Genomic DNA, 14,708 nt, shown 5'->3' on the forward strand with positions numbered 1-14,708 from the left:
CCAGCGTGGGGATCGATCCCTCCATTGCCTTTTCGGCCGCGGCGGCACCGGCCCTTGAGCGCAGCGGCCATGAGCCGGTGCTCGGTGGAGCCCTGCGTCAACAGGCGGTCTGGGTCGACGAAGCCGTCTGTATTGGCTGCCGCTACTGCGCCCATGTGGCTGGCAACACCTTTGTGGTGGAAGCCGAGTGGGGCCGCTCCCGGGCCATCCGCCAGGACGGTGACAGCACGGAGACGATCCAAGAGGCCATCGACACCTGTCCGGTCGATTGCATCCATTGGGTGAGTTACGAGGAGCTGCCTGAGCTGCAGCACCAGACCCTGCAGCAGGAACTGCAACCCCTGGGCTTGCCGACACCGGTCCGCAGCCGGCGCACCTTCCCCAGGCGGGAGCCCCATTGATGCTTCCGACCCGGCGGTTTGGTCGCAGCGAACTGGCGATGCCTGTGTTGTCCCTTGGCGGGATGCGCTTTCAGCAGAGCTGGTCCGATTTGGCCCCGGATCAGATCACGGCCGCGAGCCAGGCCAACCTGCGGGCCACCCTCTCGGCGGCCGTGGCCCACGGGTTTCACCATGTCGAGACGGCCCGCCATTACGGCAGCTCAGAACGGCAGCTTGGCTGGTTGTTGCCCCAGGTCCCCGATGCCGAGCGGATCCTGCAGACCAAGGTCCCGCCCCAGGACGATCCGGCGGCCTTTGAAGCGGAGCTGGCGCTGAGCTTTGAGCGCCTCGCCGTGGATCGGGTGGATTGCTTGGCGATCCATGGCATCAACCTTTCCGAGCACCTGCAGGCCACCCTCAAACCGGGGGGCTGCTTGGCCGTGGCGCGGCGCTGGCAGCGGGATGGGCGCGTCGGCTGCATCGGCTTCTCCACCCACGGCCCCCTTGCCTTGATCGAAGAGGCCATCGCCAGTGATGCCTTCGACTACGTCAATCTCCATTGGTATTTCATTCGCCAGGACAACGCCCCGGCCATTGCGGCGGCCCAAGCCCATGACATGGGGGTTTTTGTGATCAGTCCTACCGACAAGGGTGGGCACCTCCACAGCCCCTCCGAGCGTCTGCTGGAGCTCTGCGCACCGCTGCACCCGATCGTCTTCAACGACCTGTTCTGCCTGAGCCAGCCCGGGGTTCACACCATCAGCGTTGGTGCCGCCCGGCCGGAGGATTTGGCCTTGCATCTGGAGGCGGTGCAGCTGCTCCCTGAGGCCGCGGCGCTGTTGCCTCCGATTGTGAGTTGTTTGGAGGAGGCACGTCGCACCGCCCTCGGCGAGGCCTGGCTGAGCAGCTGGCAGCAGGGGTTACCCCGTTGGCAGGACACGCCGGGGCAGATCAATCTCCCCACCCTGCTGTGGCTGCACAACCTGTTGGAGGCCTGGGATCTCCAGAGCTATGCCAAAGCCCGTTACGGCCTACTGGGGGCCGCGAGCCACTGGTTCCCCGGGGCCAATGCCGATGCCCTGGATCAGGGCGTCAGCGAGGCGGAACTGACGGCGGTGCTCCAGGCCAGCCCCTGGCGCGACCAGATTCCCGGCATCCTGCGCAGCCTGCGGGAGCGGGTGGGCGGCAGCCCCACCAAGCGCCTGATGCAGAACGACTAGCCCCCCAGGGGGAACTTGCTGGGGATCCCCACCGCCCGGGGGTAGGTCTTGGGGCAGGCCTCGTTCGGGCTCAGCACGATTGCTGTGCGCTGGCCGCGCTCCGCGGGGAGCTCCTGCTGGCGGCAGGAGAGCACACGCGCCTTCAGCTGAGCGGTCGCCTTCTCGAGTTGGCGCTGGTCCTCCGGGCTCCACTGCCCGCGATAGAGCAGGGCTTGTCCGCCCGAGGCCACCAGGGGCACGAGGTATTCCGCCACCACCGGGGCGGCGGCCACGGCGCGGGCCATGGCCAGGTCGAATTGGCCGCGGCAGCGTTTTTGGCGCCCGGTCAGCTCAATCCGCTCGCAGCGCAGCTCCACCCGCTCCCCCAAGCCAAGGCTCTGGGCCATCGCTTCGACGGCCTGGGTTTTGCGCCCGACGGAATCCACCAGGGTGAGTTGCGCCTGGGGGAAGGCAATCGCCACGGCCAGGCCAGGGAAGCCGCCGCCCGTGCCCACATCAATGCAGCGCAGTGGGGCCTCGGGGTTCTGCTGCAACTGGGGCACCAGGGGCCAGAGGCTGTCAAAGATCTGGGCGACCCAGAAGTCATCGCCCTCCACCAAGCGCGTCAGGTTGACCCGGCTATTCCAGTCGCGCAGGACGTCCTGGAGTTGGACGAAGCGCTGCAGCTGCTCGTCGCTGGGTCTCCAGTGCAAGGCCTCCCATAGTGCGTCTGCTGGAGCTGGCATCCCCTGGGCTGATCTCGTCACACTCTCTAGGATCCTCCCCAACCGGTGTCCTGCGTTGGCGGCTGCCAATCATTACGAGCTGCTGGAGGTGCCCAGCGAGGCGTCCACCCAGGAGTTGCGGCAGGCCTTTCGCAGCCTGAGCAAGCGCTACCACCCGGACACCACGGCCCTGCCCGAGGACGAGGCCCGGGAGGCCTTCCGCCGGCTCCAGCAGGCCTACCTCACCCTCAGTGATCCTGAGCGTCGTCGCAGTTACGACGCCACCCTGCGGGCCACCTCACGGGTGGCGGTGACTCCGCCGTCCCTGCGGACCGCGCCGAAGCCCGTTCCCGTTCGCCGCGCCCTCTCCGGTGGCGAGTGGTTCGCCTTGTTGCTCTTGGCTCTGGCGGTGGCCTTCAGCCTGGTGCTTGGTGTCGGCTTGGCCTGGTCCCGCGGGGCCGAGTTCCTCAAGCCCCCCAGCTGGGTCGCCGCTGGTGGGCAAACTGAAGCCTCAACTCTGCTTGTGGATGGTGGATCTGCCGTCGCCCCAGACCCCGCTGTACAACCATCCACTGCCGGTGCTGGAGCGTTGGCTGGCTGAGCTCGGCGGACGGCAGCGCGGTCACCATTCCTGTGAATGGGATCTCACCACCGTCGCCTGGAGTGCCGAGCTGGTTTTGGGTTCGGAGGAACTCACCGTGCGCTGGGGGCAGGCGGCGGCGGCCGTGGAGCGTCACTTTCCCTATGGCCTCACCCGCGCGGATGTCGAGGCGGCGATCTTGGCGGGCCCCTAGAGCTGCCGCTTGCAGATCTCGCTTTGCTCTTCGCTGAGGGTTGAGAAGGGGCCGCAGTTCACCCAGCGCACGAACGACAGCTCGATGTCGGTGAAGAGCACCAGGATCCCGGCGCAGAGGGCGGCAACGGCCGTGATGACCGCGAGCGAGGAGGGTTTCATGGGCGGCGCCTGACCCCCTTGAGCTTATGGACGAGATCCAGGGCCTGCCACTGCCCTTGCAGGGTCGTGGCATCGAGCTGGGCCAGGCGCGGCAGGCAGCCCAGTACAGGGATTCCCGAGATGGCCTCAAGGGTGGCGGCGTTGTTTGGATGGGGCTCCCCGTTCAGCAGGATCCCCAGCAGCGGCAGGTCCCGGCGCCGGAGGGCCTCAATCGAGAGCAGCGTGTGGTTCAAGGTGCCCAGGCCTGAGCGGGCCACCAACAGCACGGGCAGGTTCCAGCGTTGCAACTGCTCGATCTGAAGCCAATCCAGCCGCAGGGGCACCAGGAGGCCACCGGCGGTCTCGACCACCAACGGCCCCTCCACGGCGGGGAGAGCGAGCTCTTCGCTGGCAATGGGCGGGCTGCCCCCGGGTTCCAGCTCAGCGGCCCAATGGGGGGAGACCGGAGCCTGGAAGCGGTAGGCCTCCGGCAGGACCCGGGCTTCGGGGAGCTCCAGCCAGCGCTGCACCCGTTCCCGATCGCCCTCGCCGTTCTCCAGGCCGCACTGCACGGGCTTCCAATAAGTCGCGTTCAGGCCCTGCACGACGAGGGCGCTGACCACGGTCTTGCCGACATCGGTGTCGGTGCCGCAGATCACTAACCGCTGCTGCGGGCCGAGGGGAGCTTGGGTCATCGCTTCTGTCCCAATAGCAGCAGTACTTCCCAAACGATGGCCTGCTCGGGGCCCGGCCAGGCGCGCAGCAGGCGCCGCAGTTGGCCTGGATTGAGTTGGGGACTGCGGCTGGCCTGGGCGCCAATCGCTTTGATCTGCTGCAGGAACCAGAGCCCGCCGCGGTTGGGGCGGCTGAAGCGCAACACCTGGGCTTCGTTGAGTTCCAGCCGTTCCTGGGCACAGGCGATCAAGCCGGCCGCGCGGGGCAGCTCCAGGGCCGTGCAGGGCACCCCCGCCCGCTCTGCCGCCTGGTGCCAGAGGGGAAAGCTGCCCGAGGTGGGCAGCCCCAGGATGAGCCAGCCCCCGGCCTGCAGTTGGTCACACCACTGGCCGAGCTGGCGCTCCGGTTGGTCGAGCCATTGCAGGGCAAAGCTCGAGGCCAGGCCTGCGGGCTGCTCCAGACCGGGAGGCAGCCCTTGATTCAGGTCCCACTGGATCTGGGGGGCGTGGTCGCCCGCCCCCTGCTCGAGCAGGGCGGAGCAGGCGTCCACCCGCAGCCACGGTCCCTGGTCGAGGCTGGCGGCGAGGGAGCGGCTCAACAACCCCGTTCCGGCGCCCAAATCCGCGAGGGGACCCTGGGGAAAGTGCAGTCGATGGCGGGCGCTCAGGTTGGCCAGGCGTTGGGCGACCGCGGCCTGCAGCCTGGCCCGGCTGGGGTAGCGCTGCGCCCCTTCGCTGAAGCAGCCCCGGACCGCCTCGCTGAACCCCGGTGCCGGCGAATCAGGCCTGGGCATCGGCAATCCAGTCGAGGACGGCGTCCGGCAGGGCGGGATCGATCAGGGAATGGCCCAGGGCGCTGCGGCTCCAGACCGTGGCCTCGGGGAGGGCCTGCTTGAGCTCCTCCCGGCTGCTGGCGCTGACGATCTGGTCTTGGCCGCCCTCGACGATCAGGACGGGGATGCCGCTGGGGAAGCCAGCCGGTAGGCCGCTCGTGGAACCCAGCTGCTCGAGGTCCTCCAGCAGGCGCTTGCGGCCGTCGGGGCTGACGCCCTGCCCGAGGGGGCCCTCCGGTAGCAGCGCTCGGGACTGGGGGTTGGCCGCCTGCTGCAGGAAATCCCGCAGTTGTTCTTGCTCTTCACCGGCCCTGATGCGCCGGCCCATGGCCCGAAGGGCGGCGTTGACGGCTCGCCCCTCCCGGCCCTCGGGGACAAAGCGCGTGAAGCTCGCCAACAGGACGGCGCCGGTCGCCTCACGCCAGAGGGCCTCCCCCAGGAGATGGGGACCAAAGGAATGACCAATCACCACCCGCCGCTCGCTGCCGGAGTCCCAGCTGGGCTGCTGGGGGGCTTCCTGGCCGTAGCCCCGTTCGCCGCAGCAGAAGGACCAGCCCCGGTCAGCCGCCGCCCTGCTCCAGGGGGCCCAGCCGCGATGATCCCCCGCCCAGCCGTGCATGCCGATCAGTTGGATGCCGCTCATGGTGTCCCCAGGGCCTGGATCAGCCGAGACAAGGTGCCGGTGGGGCAATCGTGGCGAAGCACGAGCCGCAGCCGCGCTGTCCCATCCGGAACGGTGGGCGGGCGGATGGCCACGCTCAACAGCCCGGCTTGCTCGAGTTGCGCTTGGAGGGTCAAGGCGCGTTGATCGTCCCCCACCATCAGCGGCAGGATCGGCCCGCGCCCCCCCGGCCTCGGCCAGCCAGCGGCCTCCAGTGCGTTGCGCCAGCGTTCTGCGCGCTTCAACAGCGCCCGCCGTTCCGGCTCCCGTTCCTGAATGGCCCGGAGACCTGCAGCGGCGGCAGCCACAAGCGGCGGGGCCAGGGCCGTGCTGTAGCGGAAGGGCCCGGAATGCTGCAGCAGCCAGTCCCCCACCGTGGCGTTGCCCGCCAGGAAGGCACCGCCGCTGCCGAAGGCCTTCCCGAAGGTGCCGCTGATCAGGCTGATCTCCGCAATCCCGTAGCCCAGGCCCCGGCCCCCGTCGCCGAGGACCCCCAGGCTGTGGGCTTCATCCAGCAGCAGCGCGGCCCCATGGTTGGCGCAGAGCTCGGCCATGGCGGCCACATCGGGGGAGCTGCCCTCCATGGAGAACAGGCTTTCGCTGAGCACGAGCAGCCTGCGCTGGGGTGCGTCGCGCCGAGCCCGCACGAGCAGCGCCTCCAGGTCCGCCAGGTCGTTGTGCTGGAAGCGCCGCAATTTGGCGCCGCTGGCCTGGATGCCTACCAGGAGCGAGTGGTGAATCAGCCGATCGGCGAGGACCCAGGTGTGGCGGTCCGCCAGGGCCTGGACGGCGGCGATGTTGGCCTGAAATCCACTCGGATAGAGCAGCACCCGCTCGCGTCCGAGCCAGTCGCCGAGGGCTTGCTCCAGCTCCGCGTGGATCGGCCGTGTGCCACTGATGAGGCGGGAGGCCCCGGCTCCTACGCCGACGGCTTCGATGGCGGCGCTGGCGGCCCGTTGCAGGGCGGGATCGCGGCTCAGCCCCAGGTAGTCGTTGCTGGCCAGATCCAGCAGGGGACGCTCCTCTCCCGCAAAGGCGGCCTGGCCCGCAGGTGCCAGGCTGCGCAGACGGCGGCGGCGGGCGGCGGGCAGCGCCTGCAGGTCAGCGGCCAGGGGTGCCAATGGATCGGCTGCGTCCATCGCCCCAGCTCGGCCCTCGGGTGAATGTCCTCAGTTTGCCCGTTTGGCTGGAGCCCATAGGATCTGCTAATGCCCAGCAGCAGCCCAACGGCCCAGTCTTCAGAGGTGCCGCCCCTCGAGCAGCTGTTCCCCTTCAGCCTCGATGACTTTCAGCTGGAGGCGATTGAGGCCCTGAATCAGGGCCACTCGGTGGTGGTGAGTGCTCCCACCGGCTCGGGCAAGACCTTGATTGGTGAGTACGCCATTCACCGCGCCCTGGCCCACGGTCAGAAGGTCTTCTACACAACGCCGCTCAAGGCCCTCTCGAACCAGAAGCTGCGGGACTTCCGCGAGCAGTTCGGGGCGGAACGCGTCGGTCTGATGACCGGGGACCTCACCGTGAATCGGGAGGCCTCCATCGTCGTGATGACCACGGAGATCTTCCGGAACATGCTCTACGCCGAGGCTGAGGCGGGCGATGACCCCTTGGCCGACGTGGAGGCCGTGGTGCTCGACGAGTGCCACTACATGAACGACTCCCAGCGCGGGACGGTCTGGGAGGAATCGATCATTCATTGCCCGCCGGTTGTGCAGCTGGTGGCCCTCTCGGCGACGGTGGCCAATGCCGGGCAGCTGACCGATTGGATCGAGGCGGTCCACGGGCCGACCCGGCTCGTCATGAGCGACTTCCGGCCGGTGCCGCTGCAGTTCAGCTTCTGCAGCGCCAAGGGCCTCCATCCCCTGCTCAACGACGAGGGAACAGGGCTTCACCCGAACTGCAAGGTCTGGCGCGCCCCCAAAGGCCGCAACCGCCGCGGACCGAAAACCCCGAGACCCCCGCAACCCGAGGCCCCACCGTTGGGCTTCGTGGTCGCGCAGATGGCGGAGCGGGAGATGCTCCCGGCCATCTATTTCATCTTCAGCAGACGCGGCTGCGACAAGGCCGTGCGCGATCTGGGCAAGGTCTGCCTCGTGACCCCCCAGGAGCAAGCCCGGATTCAAGAGCGCCTGGATGCCTTCGTGGCGGCCACTCCGGAGGCGGTGCGGGATGGGGGCCATGACGATGCCCTGTTGCGCGGCATCGCGGCCCACCACGCCGGAGTGTTGCCGGCCTGGAAGGAGTTGATCGAGGAGCTCTTCCAGCAGGGTCTCGTGAAGGTGGTCTTCGCGACTGAGACCCTGGCGGCCGGCATCAACATGCCCGCGCGCAGCACCGTGATCTCCGCGCTCTCCAAGCGAACGGAGCGGGGGCACCGTCCCTTGATGGGCAGCGAGTTCCTGCAGATGGCCGGCCGGGCGGGTCGCCGCGGTCTCGACTCCCAGGGCTATGTCGTCACCGTCCAGAGCCGTTTTGAGGGTGTTCGCGAGGCCGGCCAGCTCGCCACGAGCCCAGCGGACCCCCTGGTCAGCCAGTTCACCCCCAGCTACGGCATGGTGTTGAACCTGCTGCAGCGCTACGAGCTCGCCAAGGCCAAGGAGCTGGTGGAGCGCAGCTTTGGCCGCTACCTGGCCACCCTGGATCTCAGCGAGGACGAGGCCCGCATCAGCGAGCTTCGTGAGCAGCTCGGCGACCTCAGCGACAACGTCGAGAACGTCGATTGGGAGGACTTCGAGGACTACGAGAAGCAGCGCGGTCGCCTGCGGGAGGAGCGCCGTCTGCTGCGGATCCTGCAGCAGCAGGCTGAGGAAACCCTGGCCCATGAATTGACCCTGGCCCTCCGCTTTGCCAGCGAGGGAACCCTGGTCAGCCTTAAGGCCCCGGTACTGCGCGGCCGAGTCACCCCCGCGGTGATCGTGGAGAAGCAGCAGGGTTCAGGTCAGTTCCCGCTGCTCTGTTGCCTCACCGACGAGAACGTCTGGGTGCTCGTCCCCTGCAGTGCGGTGGTCAGCCTGCACGCCGAGCTCACCTGCCTGCAGGTCAAGGATGTCGCTGTGCCTGAGCTGCATCGGGCGGGGGAGCTGCGCCATGGCGACCAGGCCAGCGGCGGTCTGGCTCTGGCCGTCGGGCACATGGCCCGGCGCCACGACATGGTCACGCCCCAGTACGACCTGGCCGGCGAGGTGCAGGCCCAGGCGCATCTGGTGCGTGAGTTGGAGCTGGCCCTGGAGCTGCATCCCGCCCATGGCGCCGGCGATCGCAAAAAGCTGCGCAAGCAGCGCTTCCGCATGGAGGAGTTGGAGGCGGAGATCGCGGAGCGGCAGCGCGTCCTGCATTTCCGCGCCAATCGCCATTGGGAGACCTTCCTGGCCCTGATCGACATCCTGCGCTTCTTCGGTTGCCTTGATGGCGACGAGGGTTTGGATCCAAGCGAGGTGGGCCGGACCGTGGCGGCCCTGCGCGGCGACAACGAGCTCTGGTTGGGCTTGGCGCTGATGAGCGGCCACCTCGATGAACTCGAGCCCGCCGACCTGGCCGCCTTGCTCGAGGCGATCTCCACGGAGGTCAACCGCCCGGATCTCTGGAGTGGCTACCCGCCGCCGCCGGCTGCCGATGAAGCCATGCACGACCTGCGCGGGATTCGCCGTGAACTGCAGCGGCAACAGGAGGCCGGCAAGGTCGTGATGCCGGTCTGGTTTGAAGGGGAACTGATGGGCCTGGTCCATGCCTGGGCCAAGGGCGTGAGTTGGAGCGACCTGATCGCCAACACCTCCCTCGATGAGGGTGATGTGGTGCGGATCATGCGCCGCACCGTGGACCTCCTGGCCCAGATTCCCTACTGCGAGGCCATCAGCGAACAGCTGCGCACCAATGCCCGGGCCGCCCTGAAAGCAATCAACCGCTTCCCGGTGCGCGAACCGATTGATGGGGGCATGGCCGATGGCGAAGGGGCGAACCCCGCCATCGCCCGCCAAGGCGAAGCAGCGGCGCTTAATTCCGCGGCCTGAGCACCAGCCACACGATCAGAAGAAGCCCGGCGGTGCTGCCCACCGTGTACAGCCAGTCGGCGTAGGGCGTCCAGAACAGGGCGAAAGCTGCAGTCATGGGCGTGGGTAGCGTGGCCGCGTGATGAATCCGTCCCGCATCCGCATCCTGGCGGTGGGCAAGTTGCGCAAGAGCTGGGTGCTCGAGGGGGCGTCCACCTTCCTCAAACGGCTGCCGGGATTGCAGGTCCTGGAGCTCCGGGATGCCGGGATGGCCAAGGAGGCTGAGGCCATCCTGGCGGCCTTGAAGCCCGACGAGCGCTTGGTGATCCTCACTGAAGAGGGCCAAACGTTGGATTCGGTGGCGTTGGCCCAGCGCTTAGAGGGATCCGGCTCGGAGCGCCTGGCCTTTGTGATCGGCGGCGCCGAAGGCATTGACCCGGCCCTCAAAGCCCGCGCCAGTTGGCGCCTGAGCCTCTCGCCCATGACCTTCCCGCACGAACTCGCCCGGTTACTCCTGCTGGAGCAGCTCTACCGGGCGATGACGATTCAGCAGGGCGGGCCGTATCACAAGCCCTAGGGGAGGCGGATCAGATCCCGAGGCGCTTCCAGATCACATCCAGGTTGGCCTGGTGCAGATCGGTGGAGAAGCAGTCCGCCAGTTGTTCGGCATTGAGGCGCGAGGTCACCTCGGCGTCCGCCTCCAGGTTGGCCCGGAAGTTACCGCCGTCGGTGTTCCAGGCGGTGTGGGCGTTGCGCTGCACGATCCGGTAGGCGTCTTCGCGGCTGATGCCGGCTTCCACCAGGGCCAGCAGTACACGCTGGCTGAAGACCACCCCGCCGTAGACGTTCATGTTGCGGGCCATGTTGCCGGGGTAGACCCCGAGGCCCTTCACGACCGAAGTCATCTCACGCAGCATGAAGTGCAGGGTGACCGAGCAGTCGGGCAGCATCATCCGCTCGACGGAGCTGTGGCTGATGTCCCGCTCGTGCCAGAGGGCACAGTTCTCGAGGGCCGCCACGACGTAGCTGCGCAGCACACGGGCGAGACCGCTGATCCGCTCGCTGCGAATCGGGTTGCGCTTGTGGGGCATGGCGGAGCTGCCCTTCTGCCCCTTGGCGAAGTTCTCCTCGACCTCGAGGACATCGGTGCGCTGCAGGTTGCGGATCTCCGTGGAGAAGCGCTCCAGGGCGGCGCCCACCAGGGCGAGGGTCTGGATGTATTCCGCGTGGCGATCGCGAGAGATCACCTGAGTGCTGGCGGTGTCGGGCACCAGGCCGAGCTTGGCGCAGGCGATCTCCTCCACCCGGGGGTCGGTGTTGGCGTAGGTGCCCATGGCACCGGAGATTTGGCCGACGCTGACCGCGGTTTCCAGGTGCTCCAGGCGCTCCTGGTTGCGCACCACTTCGGCCAACCAGCCCGCGACCTTGAAGCCAAAGGTGATCGGTTCACCATGGATGGCGTGGGAGCGGCCGATCATCACCGTGGCCTTGTGCTCCCGAGCCAGCAACCGCAGGGCGTCGGCCAACAGATCGAGTTCCTGGCGCAGCAGCTTGACCGAGGCCTTCATCTGTAGGGCCACACCGGTGTCGAGGACATCGGAGCTGGTCATCCCCACGTGGATGTGGCGACCGGCGTCACCCACGTGTTCGTTGACGTTGGTGAGGAAGGCGATCACGTCATGGCGTACCTCGGCCTCGATCTCGAGGATCCGCTCGACGCTGAAGCTGGCTTTCTCTTTAATCGTGGCGACGGCCTCTGCCGGGACGCGGCCCAGTTCGCAGTTGGCTTCGGTGGCGGCAATTTCCACGTCCAGCCAGCTTTGGAATTTCGCCTGCTCGCTCCAGATGGCGCCCATCTCGGGCAGGGTGTAACGCTCGATCAAGGCCGCGCCTGGCTCACATCAAGACCAATGTATGGAATGGCCTTTCGGGGCCCTAGGCGACGCTGGTTAGCTTGTGGTGCTCGACCTCCCACTGCACGAGGGGCCCCCAGGCCTGTTGCTGGACCCAGCAGCGCCCTCCGCGGCAGCGCAGCAGCTGGAACGGAGGCAGATCGGAGGGCTGATTGCGCACTTTCACAAAGCTGCCCGGTTGCAGCAGCTCGACCACCTTCGGCTGATGGGAGTTGGGTGTACGGGCCACGGCGGTCCCCCGCGTTTGAGACATCCTCACGAGTGTTCCCAGGGAACCTTGATCAGCACCGGTTTTTATTCGGTTTCGCTTTGAGCTTTGTGATCAAACGGGCGTGCGGCACGATGCAGAGGTGCTGGGCCGCTGCCCGATGGGTCGAAAGCGACGCTTGGATTTGCAGTTGGTGGAGTTGGGGCTGGTGGCCTCCCGCCAGCAGGCGCAGCAGCTGATCCGCGCCGGCAAGGTCCGCAGTGGTGATCGAATCCTCGATAAGCCTGGTCTGGAGGTCCTGCCGGAGTTAGAGCTCCAGGTGGAGCAGCCCCAGCGCTTTGTCTCCCGGGGCGGTGAAAAGTTGTTGGCGGCCGTGGAGGCCTTCCCATTGGCCCTCGATCAGCGGGTCTGCCTCGATGGCGGGATCTCAACGGGTGGATTCACCGATTGCTTGCTCCAGCACGGGGCGGCCCGGGTCTACGGCGTGGACGTGGGCTACGGCCAAACCGCCTGGAGCCTGCGCACCGATGAGCGCTTGGTGCTGAAGGAGCGCACGAACCTGCGCCACCTCCAACCGGAGGACCTTTATGGGGAGGGGGATGTCTGGCCTGATCTGGCCGTGGCGGACGTGTCCTTTATCCGATTGGCCCTGGTGCTTCCAGCCTTGGGTCGCTTGCTGCAGAGCGAGCGCCGCGAAGCGGTCCTCTTGGTGAAGCCCCAATTTGAGGTGGGGAAAGAGCGTGTCGGCAAAGGCGGTGTGGTGCGGGACCCCCTGGCCCACGCCGATGCCATTGCTGGGGTGATCGAGGCCGCCGAAGCCGAGGGTTGGCGCGGCTGTGGGGTGGTCGCCTCACCCATCACCGGGCCCGCCGGGAATCATGAGTACCTGCTCTGGCTGCGGGCCGGAGCCTGGGAGGCGCAAGAGAAAACCTCCGAAGCGACGCCCGACGGGGAGGGCATTCGGAGGTTGGTTGAGCTGACGTTGGCGAGCTAGCTCAAATGGCGCTGTTGTCCTTGTCGCCGGTGCGGATCCGCACCACGGACTCCACGGGGCTGATGAAGATCTTGCCGTCGCCGATTTCGCCAGTGCGGGCGGCGTCCTGGATGGCGTTCACCACGGTGTCGACGCGGGCGTCATCCACCACGATCTCGAGCTTGAGTTTCTGCAGAAACTCAACGGTGAATTCAGAGCCGCGGTAGCGCTCGACTTGGCCCTTCTGGCGACCAAAGCCGCGCACTTCGCTCACGGTCATGCCAACGATGCCGGCGTTCACCAGGGCCAGCTTCACGTCTTCGAGCTTGAAGGGGCGAATGATGGCCTCGATTTTTTTCATGGCTCTGGGCTGGATTGGGTGAATTCTCTCAGGAAAATTCGATGAGCGAGGTTTTTTGAGGACCCTCTGAAGCCATTACGGCGCAGCTCCCAGGCGGTTGATGTGACCGTTGCTACAGCCGTGGTCGAAGGGCTGCGATGCGTAGCATCCAAAATCAGGACGAGCGCTTGGATGACTGCGACCGCAACAACCCGTACCCCCCTCTACGGCGAGCGCGCCATTGCTGAGGCAGAGTTGATCTGCTTCGACAACCCCCGGCCGGAGCGGCCCTACGAGGTCTCCATCACCCTGCCGGAATTCACCTGCAAGTGCCCGTTCTCGGGGTACCCCGATTTCGCGACCCTCCGCCTGATCTATCAACCCGGTCCGCGGGTGATGGAGCTCAAGGCGATCAAGCTCTACGTGAACAGCTACCGCGACCAGTCGATCTCCCATGAGGAGGTCACCAACCGCATCCTGGATGACTTCGTGGCGGCCTGCGCTCCGGTCTGGATGCAGTTGGAGGCCGATTTCAACCCCCGCGGCAATGTCCACACGGTGATCCGGGCCAGCCACGGCACCCGTCAGCCCTGCTGAACCTCAGCGATCAGCAGCGGCAGTTCGTTGGCGAGGGCGGTCAGGTTGCGGTTGCAGAGGCCGGCCACGTGCAGCTTCTGGTTGCCGGCTTCGGCGATCGCCCAGATCTGACGCGTTGCGATCAGGCTCAGGGCGCCGCCGGCCAGGGCGATGGCAAATCCGCCGTAGACCAGGGGAACACCCGGGTCCCGTTTGAGCAGGATGCCACTGGCCGGGATGACCCCCGCGATCCGGAGCGGGATCCCTTCGACCTCAACGGCTTCCCCGCCGGGGATGAGGTTGGCCAGGATCTCGGCCTCGGCCGAATAGGCCGTCACTGGACCCTGCTCACTGGAGAGGGCCAGCAGCACCGGGTTACTGCCATCGGGTCGCGTCGGCAAGACGATCCCCCAGACCTGTTCCCCGAGTTGGGGGAAGCTCTGGAGCGGGAGCTCAAGGATCGGGCTTTTGCCGAGTTGCACCTGCAGGGCGGAGAGGGCCCAATCCGCCTGGTAAAGGGTCATGCCGCGGTAACGCAGCGGATGGTTGACGCTGATCTCGGCGTTGGAGGCCTCCTGGCCCTGGCCGGGGGTCAATTTGAGGAGGGAGCTGAATTGCTCCGGCCGTCCCGCCGGGTCCCGCTCCACGCCAAAGCGCTCCAGGCTGACGCTGACCTGGGTTTCACCGCGGCTGTTCAGCAGCTCCAGTTCATTCCCGGGGGCGAGAAAGCGTTCCATCCGCTGGCCGCCTAGGGAGCCCCAGGCGGCACCGACCATCAGCACGACCAGTCCAGCGTGGACAAGGAGGGGGCCGACTCGTCCCAGTACACCCTTGCGGGCGGCCAGGCGGTCCCCGTGGGGTTGCAGTTCCCAGCCCTGGGATTGGAGCAGTCCCTCAAGCCGCGACAGGCTGGCGTTGGGGTCGCTGACGCTGATGGTCTCGGCCAGGGTCAGCTTGCTCAGCTGTCTGGGCGTTTGGTAGTCGATCCAGCGCAGGGCGGCCTGCAGCGCCGGCCACTGGCGGCGCCAGCTGCACAGGATCAGGGCGAGGCCCAGCCAGGCCAGCAGAGCCAGGAACCAGCTGCTCGAATAGACGTGATCGAGCTGGAGCGACAGGATCGCGTCGCCATCGAAGAGGCCCAGCCAGGGCTCCGCGTCGTAGACCCGGCGGTAGAGCGCGGCGGCTTCCTTCTGGGGCACAAAGGTGCCCAGTCCGCTGGCCGCGGCGATCAGGATCAAGAGGCCGATGGCCACCCGCAGGTCGGAGATCCAGGCGATCAGTCGCTTCATCAGGGGGTAGAAGAGCCGGA

At 67.2% G+C, this 14,708-nt stretch carries 18 protein-coding genes; 8 read left to right on the forward strand and 10 right to left on the reverse strand.

From position 1 onward, the window contains the following. Nucleotides 1–5 precede the first annotated feature (5 nt). Both H0O22_RS12600 and H0O22_RS12605 read left to right on the forward strand, forming a co-directional pair. Nucleotides 6–401: a ferredoxin gene (locus tag H0O22_RS12600; RefSeq protein ID WP_185186959.1), complete on the forward strand. Its 396-nt coding sequence runs from the start codon at nucleotides 6–8 to the stop codon at nucleotides 399–401. Beyond that, entirely contained in the window at nucleotides 401–1,600 is a 1,200-nt protein-coding gene (locus tag H0O22_RS12605; protein ID WP_185186960.1) for an aldo/keto reductase, read from the forward strand. The genes H0O22_RS12600 and H0O22_RS12605 overlap by 1 nt, the downstream gene beginning before the upstream one ends. On the opposite strand, the gene rsmG is transcribed toward H0O22_RS12605, so the two are convergent. Continuing rightward, nucleotides 1,597–2,325 carry a 16S rRNA (guanine(527)-N(7))-methyltransferase RsmG gene (rsmG, locus tag H0O22_RS12610; RefSeq protein ID WP_185186961.1) on the reverse strand — a complete coding sequence of 243 codons (729 nt, stop codon included), beginning with the start codon at nucleotides 2,323–2,325 and terminating at the stop codon, nucleotides 1,597–1,599. The two genes, H0O22_RS12605 and rsmG, sit on opposite strands and share 4 nt — an antisense overlap. Before the next feature lie 55 nt (nucleotides 2,326–2,380). On the opposite strand from rsmG, the gene H0O22_RS12615 reads away from it, so the two are divergent. Continuing rightward, on the forward strand, nucleotides 2,381–2,905 hold the full coding sequence (locus tag H0O22_RS12615) for a J domain-containing protein (protein ID WP_185186962.1): 525 nt from the start codon (nucleotides 2,381–2,383) through the stop codon (nucleotides 2,903–2,905). Continuing rightward, the gene (locus H0O22_RS12620; RefSeq protein WP_185186963.1) at nucleotides 2,832–3,098 is read left to right on the forward strand and encodes a DUF3143 domain-containing protein; all 267 of its coding nucleotides are present in this window, start codon (nucleotides 2,832–2,834) and stop codon (nucleotides 3,096–3,098) included. The genes H0O22_RS12615 and H0O22_RS12620 overlap by 74 nt, the downstream gene beginning before the upstream one ends. Here H0O22_RS12620 and H0O22_RS12625 read toward each other — a convergent pair. Genes H0O22_RS12625 through H0O22_RS12645 form a run of 5 tightly spaced genes read right to left on the reverse strand, consistent with a single transcriptional unit; the run spans nucleotide 3,095 to nucleotide 6,545 of the window. Beyond that, entirely contained in the window at nucleotides 3,095–3,259 is a 165-nt protein-coding gene (locus H0O22_RS12625) for a hypothetical protein (protein WP_185186964.1), read from the reverse strand. The two genes, H0O22_RS12620 and H0O22_RS12625, sit on opposite strands and share 4 nt — an antisense overlap. Next, on the reverse strand, nucleotides 3,256–3,933 hold the full coding sequence (gene bioD, locus H0O22_RS12630; RefSeq protein WP_185186965.1) for a dethiobiotin synthase: 678 nt from the start codon (nucleotides 3,931–3,933) through the stop codon (nucleotides 3,256–3,258). Before bioD ends, H0O22_RS12625 begins: the two co-directional genes overlap by 4 nt. Then, on the reverse strand, nucleotides 3,930–4,706 hold the full coding sequence (locus tag H0O22_RS12635; protein ID WP_185186966.1) for an SAM-dependent methyltransferase: 777 nt from the start codon (nucleotides 4,704–4,706) through the stop codon (nucleotides 3,930–3,932). The genes bioD and H0O22_RS12635 overlap by 4 nt, the downstream gene beginning before the upstream one ends. Next, nucleotides 4,693–5,388, reverse strand: a complete 696-nt coding sequence (locus H0O22_RS12640) for an alpha/beta hydrolase (RefSeq protein ID WP_185186967.1) — start codon at nucleotides 5,386–5,388, stop codon at nucleotides 4,693–4,695. The genes H0O22_RS12635 and H0O22_RS12640 overlap by 14 nt, the downstream gene beginning before the upstream one ends. Further along, the gene (locus tag H0O22_RS12645) at nucleotides 5,385–6,545 is read right to left on the reverse strand and encodes an aminotransferase class I/II-fold pyridoxal phosphate-dependent enzyme (RefSeq protein ID WP_185186968.1); all 1,161 of its coding nucleotides are present in this window, start codon (nucleotides 6,543–6,545) and stop codon (nucleotides 5,385–5,387) included. The genes H0O22_RS12640 and H0O22_RS12645 overlap by 4 nt, the downstream gene beginning before the upstream one ends. Before the next feature lie 69 nt (nucleotides 6,546–6,614). Between H0O22_RS12645 and H0O22_RS12650 the strand changes: the two genes are divergently transcribed. Further along, nucleotides 6,615–9,410: an RNA helicase gene (locus H0O22_RS12650; protein WP_185186969.1), complete on the forward strand. Its 2,796-nt coding sequence runs from the start codon at nucleotides 6,615–6,617 to the stop codon at nucleotides 9,408–9,410. Nucleotides 9,411–9,531: 121 nt separating this feature from the next. Further along, the gene (locus tag H0O22_RS12655) at nucleotides 9,532–9,966 is read left to right on the forward strand and encodes a 23S rRNA (pseudouridine(1915)-N(3))-methyltransferase RlmH (RefSeq protein WP_010315285.1); all 435 of its coding nucleotides are present in this window, start codon (nucleotides 9,532–9,534) and stop codon (nucleotides 9,964–9,966) included. Between the two features lie 10 nt (nucleotides 9,967–9,976). On the opposite strand, the gene purB is transcribed toward H0O22_RS12655, so the two are convergent. After that, on the reverse strand, nucleotides 9,977–11,272 hold the full coding sequence (purB, locus tag H0O22_RS12660; protein WP_185186970.1) for an adenylosuccinate lyase: 1,296 nt from the start codon (nucleotides 11,270–11,272) through the stop codon (nucleotides 9,977–9,979). A 52-nt stretch (nucleotides 11,273–11,324) separates the two neighbouring features. Beyond that, nucleotides 11,325–11,531, reverse strand: coding sequence for a hypothetical protein (locus H0O22_RS12665; protein ID WP_255439337.1), 207 nt, complete (start codon nucleotides 11,529–11,531; stop codon nucleotides 11,325–11,327). 139 nt (nucleotides 11,532–11,670) lie between these two features. On the opposite strand from H0O22_RS12665, the gene H0O22_RS12670 reads away from it, so the two are divergent. Beyond that, nucleotides 11,671–12,504, forward strand: coding sequence for a TlyA family RNA methyltransferase (locus tag H0O22_RS12670; protein WP_185188442.1), 834 nt, complete (start codon nucleotides 11,671–11,673; stop codon nucleotides 12,502–12,504). A 1-nt stretch (nucleotide 12,505) separates the two neighbouring features. Here H0O22_RS12670 and H0O22_RS12675 read toward each other — a convergent pair whose 3' ends face one another. Beyond that, nucleotides 12,506–12,844 (reverse strand): P-II family nitrogen regulator, encoded by a 339-nt coding sequence (locus H0O22_RS12675; RefSeq protein WP_010315293.1) that lies wholly within the window; start codon nucleotides 12,842–12,844, stop codon nucleotides 12,506–12,508. A 171-nt stretch (nucleotides 12,845–13,015) separates the two neighbouring features. Between H0O22_RS12675 and queF the strand changes: the two genes are divergently transcribed. Further along, the gene (gene queF / locus H0O22_RS12680; RefSeq protein WP_185186972.1) at nucleotides 13,016–13,420 is read left to right on the forward strand and encodes a preQ(1) synthase; all 405 of its coding nucleotides are present in this window, start codon (nucleotides 13,016–13,018) and stop codon (nucleotides 13,418–13,420) included. On the opposite strand, the gene H0O22_RS12685 is transcribed toward queF, so the two are convergent. Then, complete coding sequence (locus H0O22_RS12685; protein ID WP_185186973.1) at nucleotides 13,408–14,688, reverse strand: cytochrome c biogenesis protein ResB; 1,281 nt, start codon at nucleotides 14,686–14,688, stop codon at nucleotides 13,408–13,410. The genes queF and H0O22_RS12685 overlap by 13 nt on opposite strands. Between the last annotated feature and the right edge of the window lie 20 nt (nucleotides 14,689–14,708).

Source organism: Synechococcus sp. LTW-R (assembly GCF_014217875.1).
Lineage (GTDB): Bacteria > Cyanobacteriota > Cyanobacteriia > PCC-6307 > Cyanobiaceae > Vulcanococcus.

Excerpts from the sequence above, each read along its gene's own strand:
- bioD (WP_185186965.1), bottom strand. The coding sequence starts at position 3,933 with ATGACCCAAGCTCCCCTCGGCCCGCAGCAGCGGTTAGTGATCTGCGGC.
- queF (WP_185186972.1), top strand. The coding sequence starts at position 13,016 with ATGACTGCGACCGCAACAACCCGTACCCCCCTCTACGGCGAGCGCGCC.
- H0O22_RS12605 (WP_185186960.1), top strand. The coding sequence starts at position 401 with ATGCTTCCGACCCGGCGGTTTGGTCGCAGCGAACTGGCGATGCCTGTG.
- H0O22_RS12650 (WP_185186969.1), top strand. The coding sequence starts at position 6,615 with ATGCCCAGCAGCAGCCCAACGGCCCAGTCTTCAGAGGTGCCGCCCCTC.
- H0O22_RS12625 (WP_185186964.1), bottom strand. The coding sequence starts at position 3,259 with ATGAAACCCTCCTCGCTCGCGGTCATCACGGCCGTTGCCGCCCTCTGC.
- H0O22_RS12640 (WP_185186967.1), bottom strand. The coding sequence starts at position 5,388 with ATGAGCGGCATCCAACTGATCGGCATGCACGGCTGGGCGGGGGATCAT.
- H0O22_RS12655 (WP_010315285.1), top strand. The coding sequence starts at position 9,532 with ATGAATCCGTCCCGCATCCGCATCCTGGCGGTGGGCAAGTTGCGCAAG.
- H0O22_RS12685 (WP_185186973.1), bottom strand. The coding sequence starts at position 14,688 with ATGAAGCGACTGATCGCCTGGATCTCCGACCTGCGGGTGGCCATCGGC.
- rsmG (WP_185186961.1), bottom strand. The coding sequence starts at position 2,325 with ATGCCAGCTCCAGCAGACGCACTATGGGAGGCCTTGCACTGGAGACCC.
- H0O22_RS12670 (WP_185188442.1), top strand. The coding sequence starts at position 11,671 with ATGGGTCGAAAGCGACGCTTGGATTTGCAGTTGGTGGAGTTGGGGCTG.
- H0O22_RS12635 (WP_185186966.1), bottom strand. The coding sequence starts at position 4,706 with ATGCCCAGGCCTGATTCGCCGGCACCGGGGTTCAGCGAGGCGGTCCGG.
- H0O22_RS12620 (WP_185186963.1), top strand. The coding sequence starts at position 2,832 with ATGGTGGATCTGCCGTCGCCCCAGACCCCGCTGTACAACCATCCACTG.
- H0O22_RS12645 (WP_185186968.1), bottom strand. The coding sequence starts at position 6,545 with ATGGACGCAGCCGATCCATTGGCACCCCTGGCCGCTGACCTGCAGGCG.
- H0O22_RS12675 (WP_010315293.1), bottom strand. The coding sequence starts at position 12,844 with ATGAAAAAAATCGAGGCCATCATTCGCCCCTTCAAGCTCGAAGACGTG.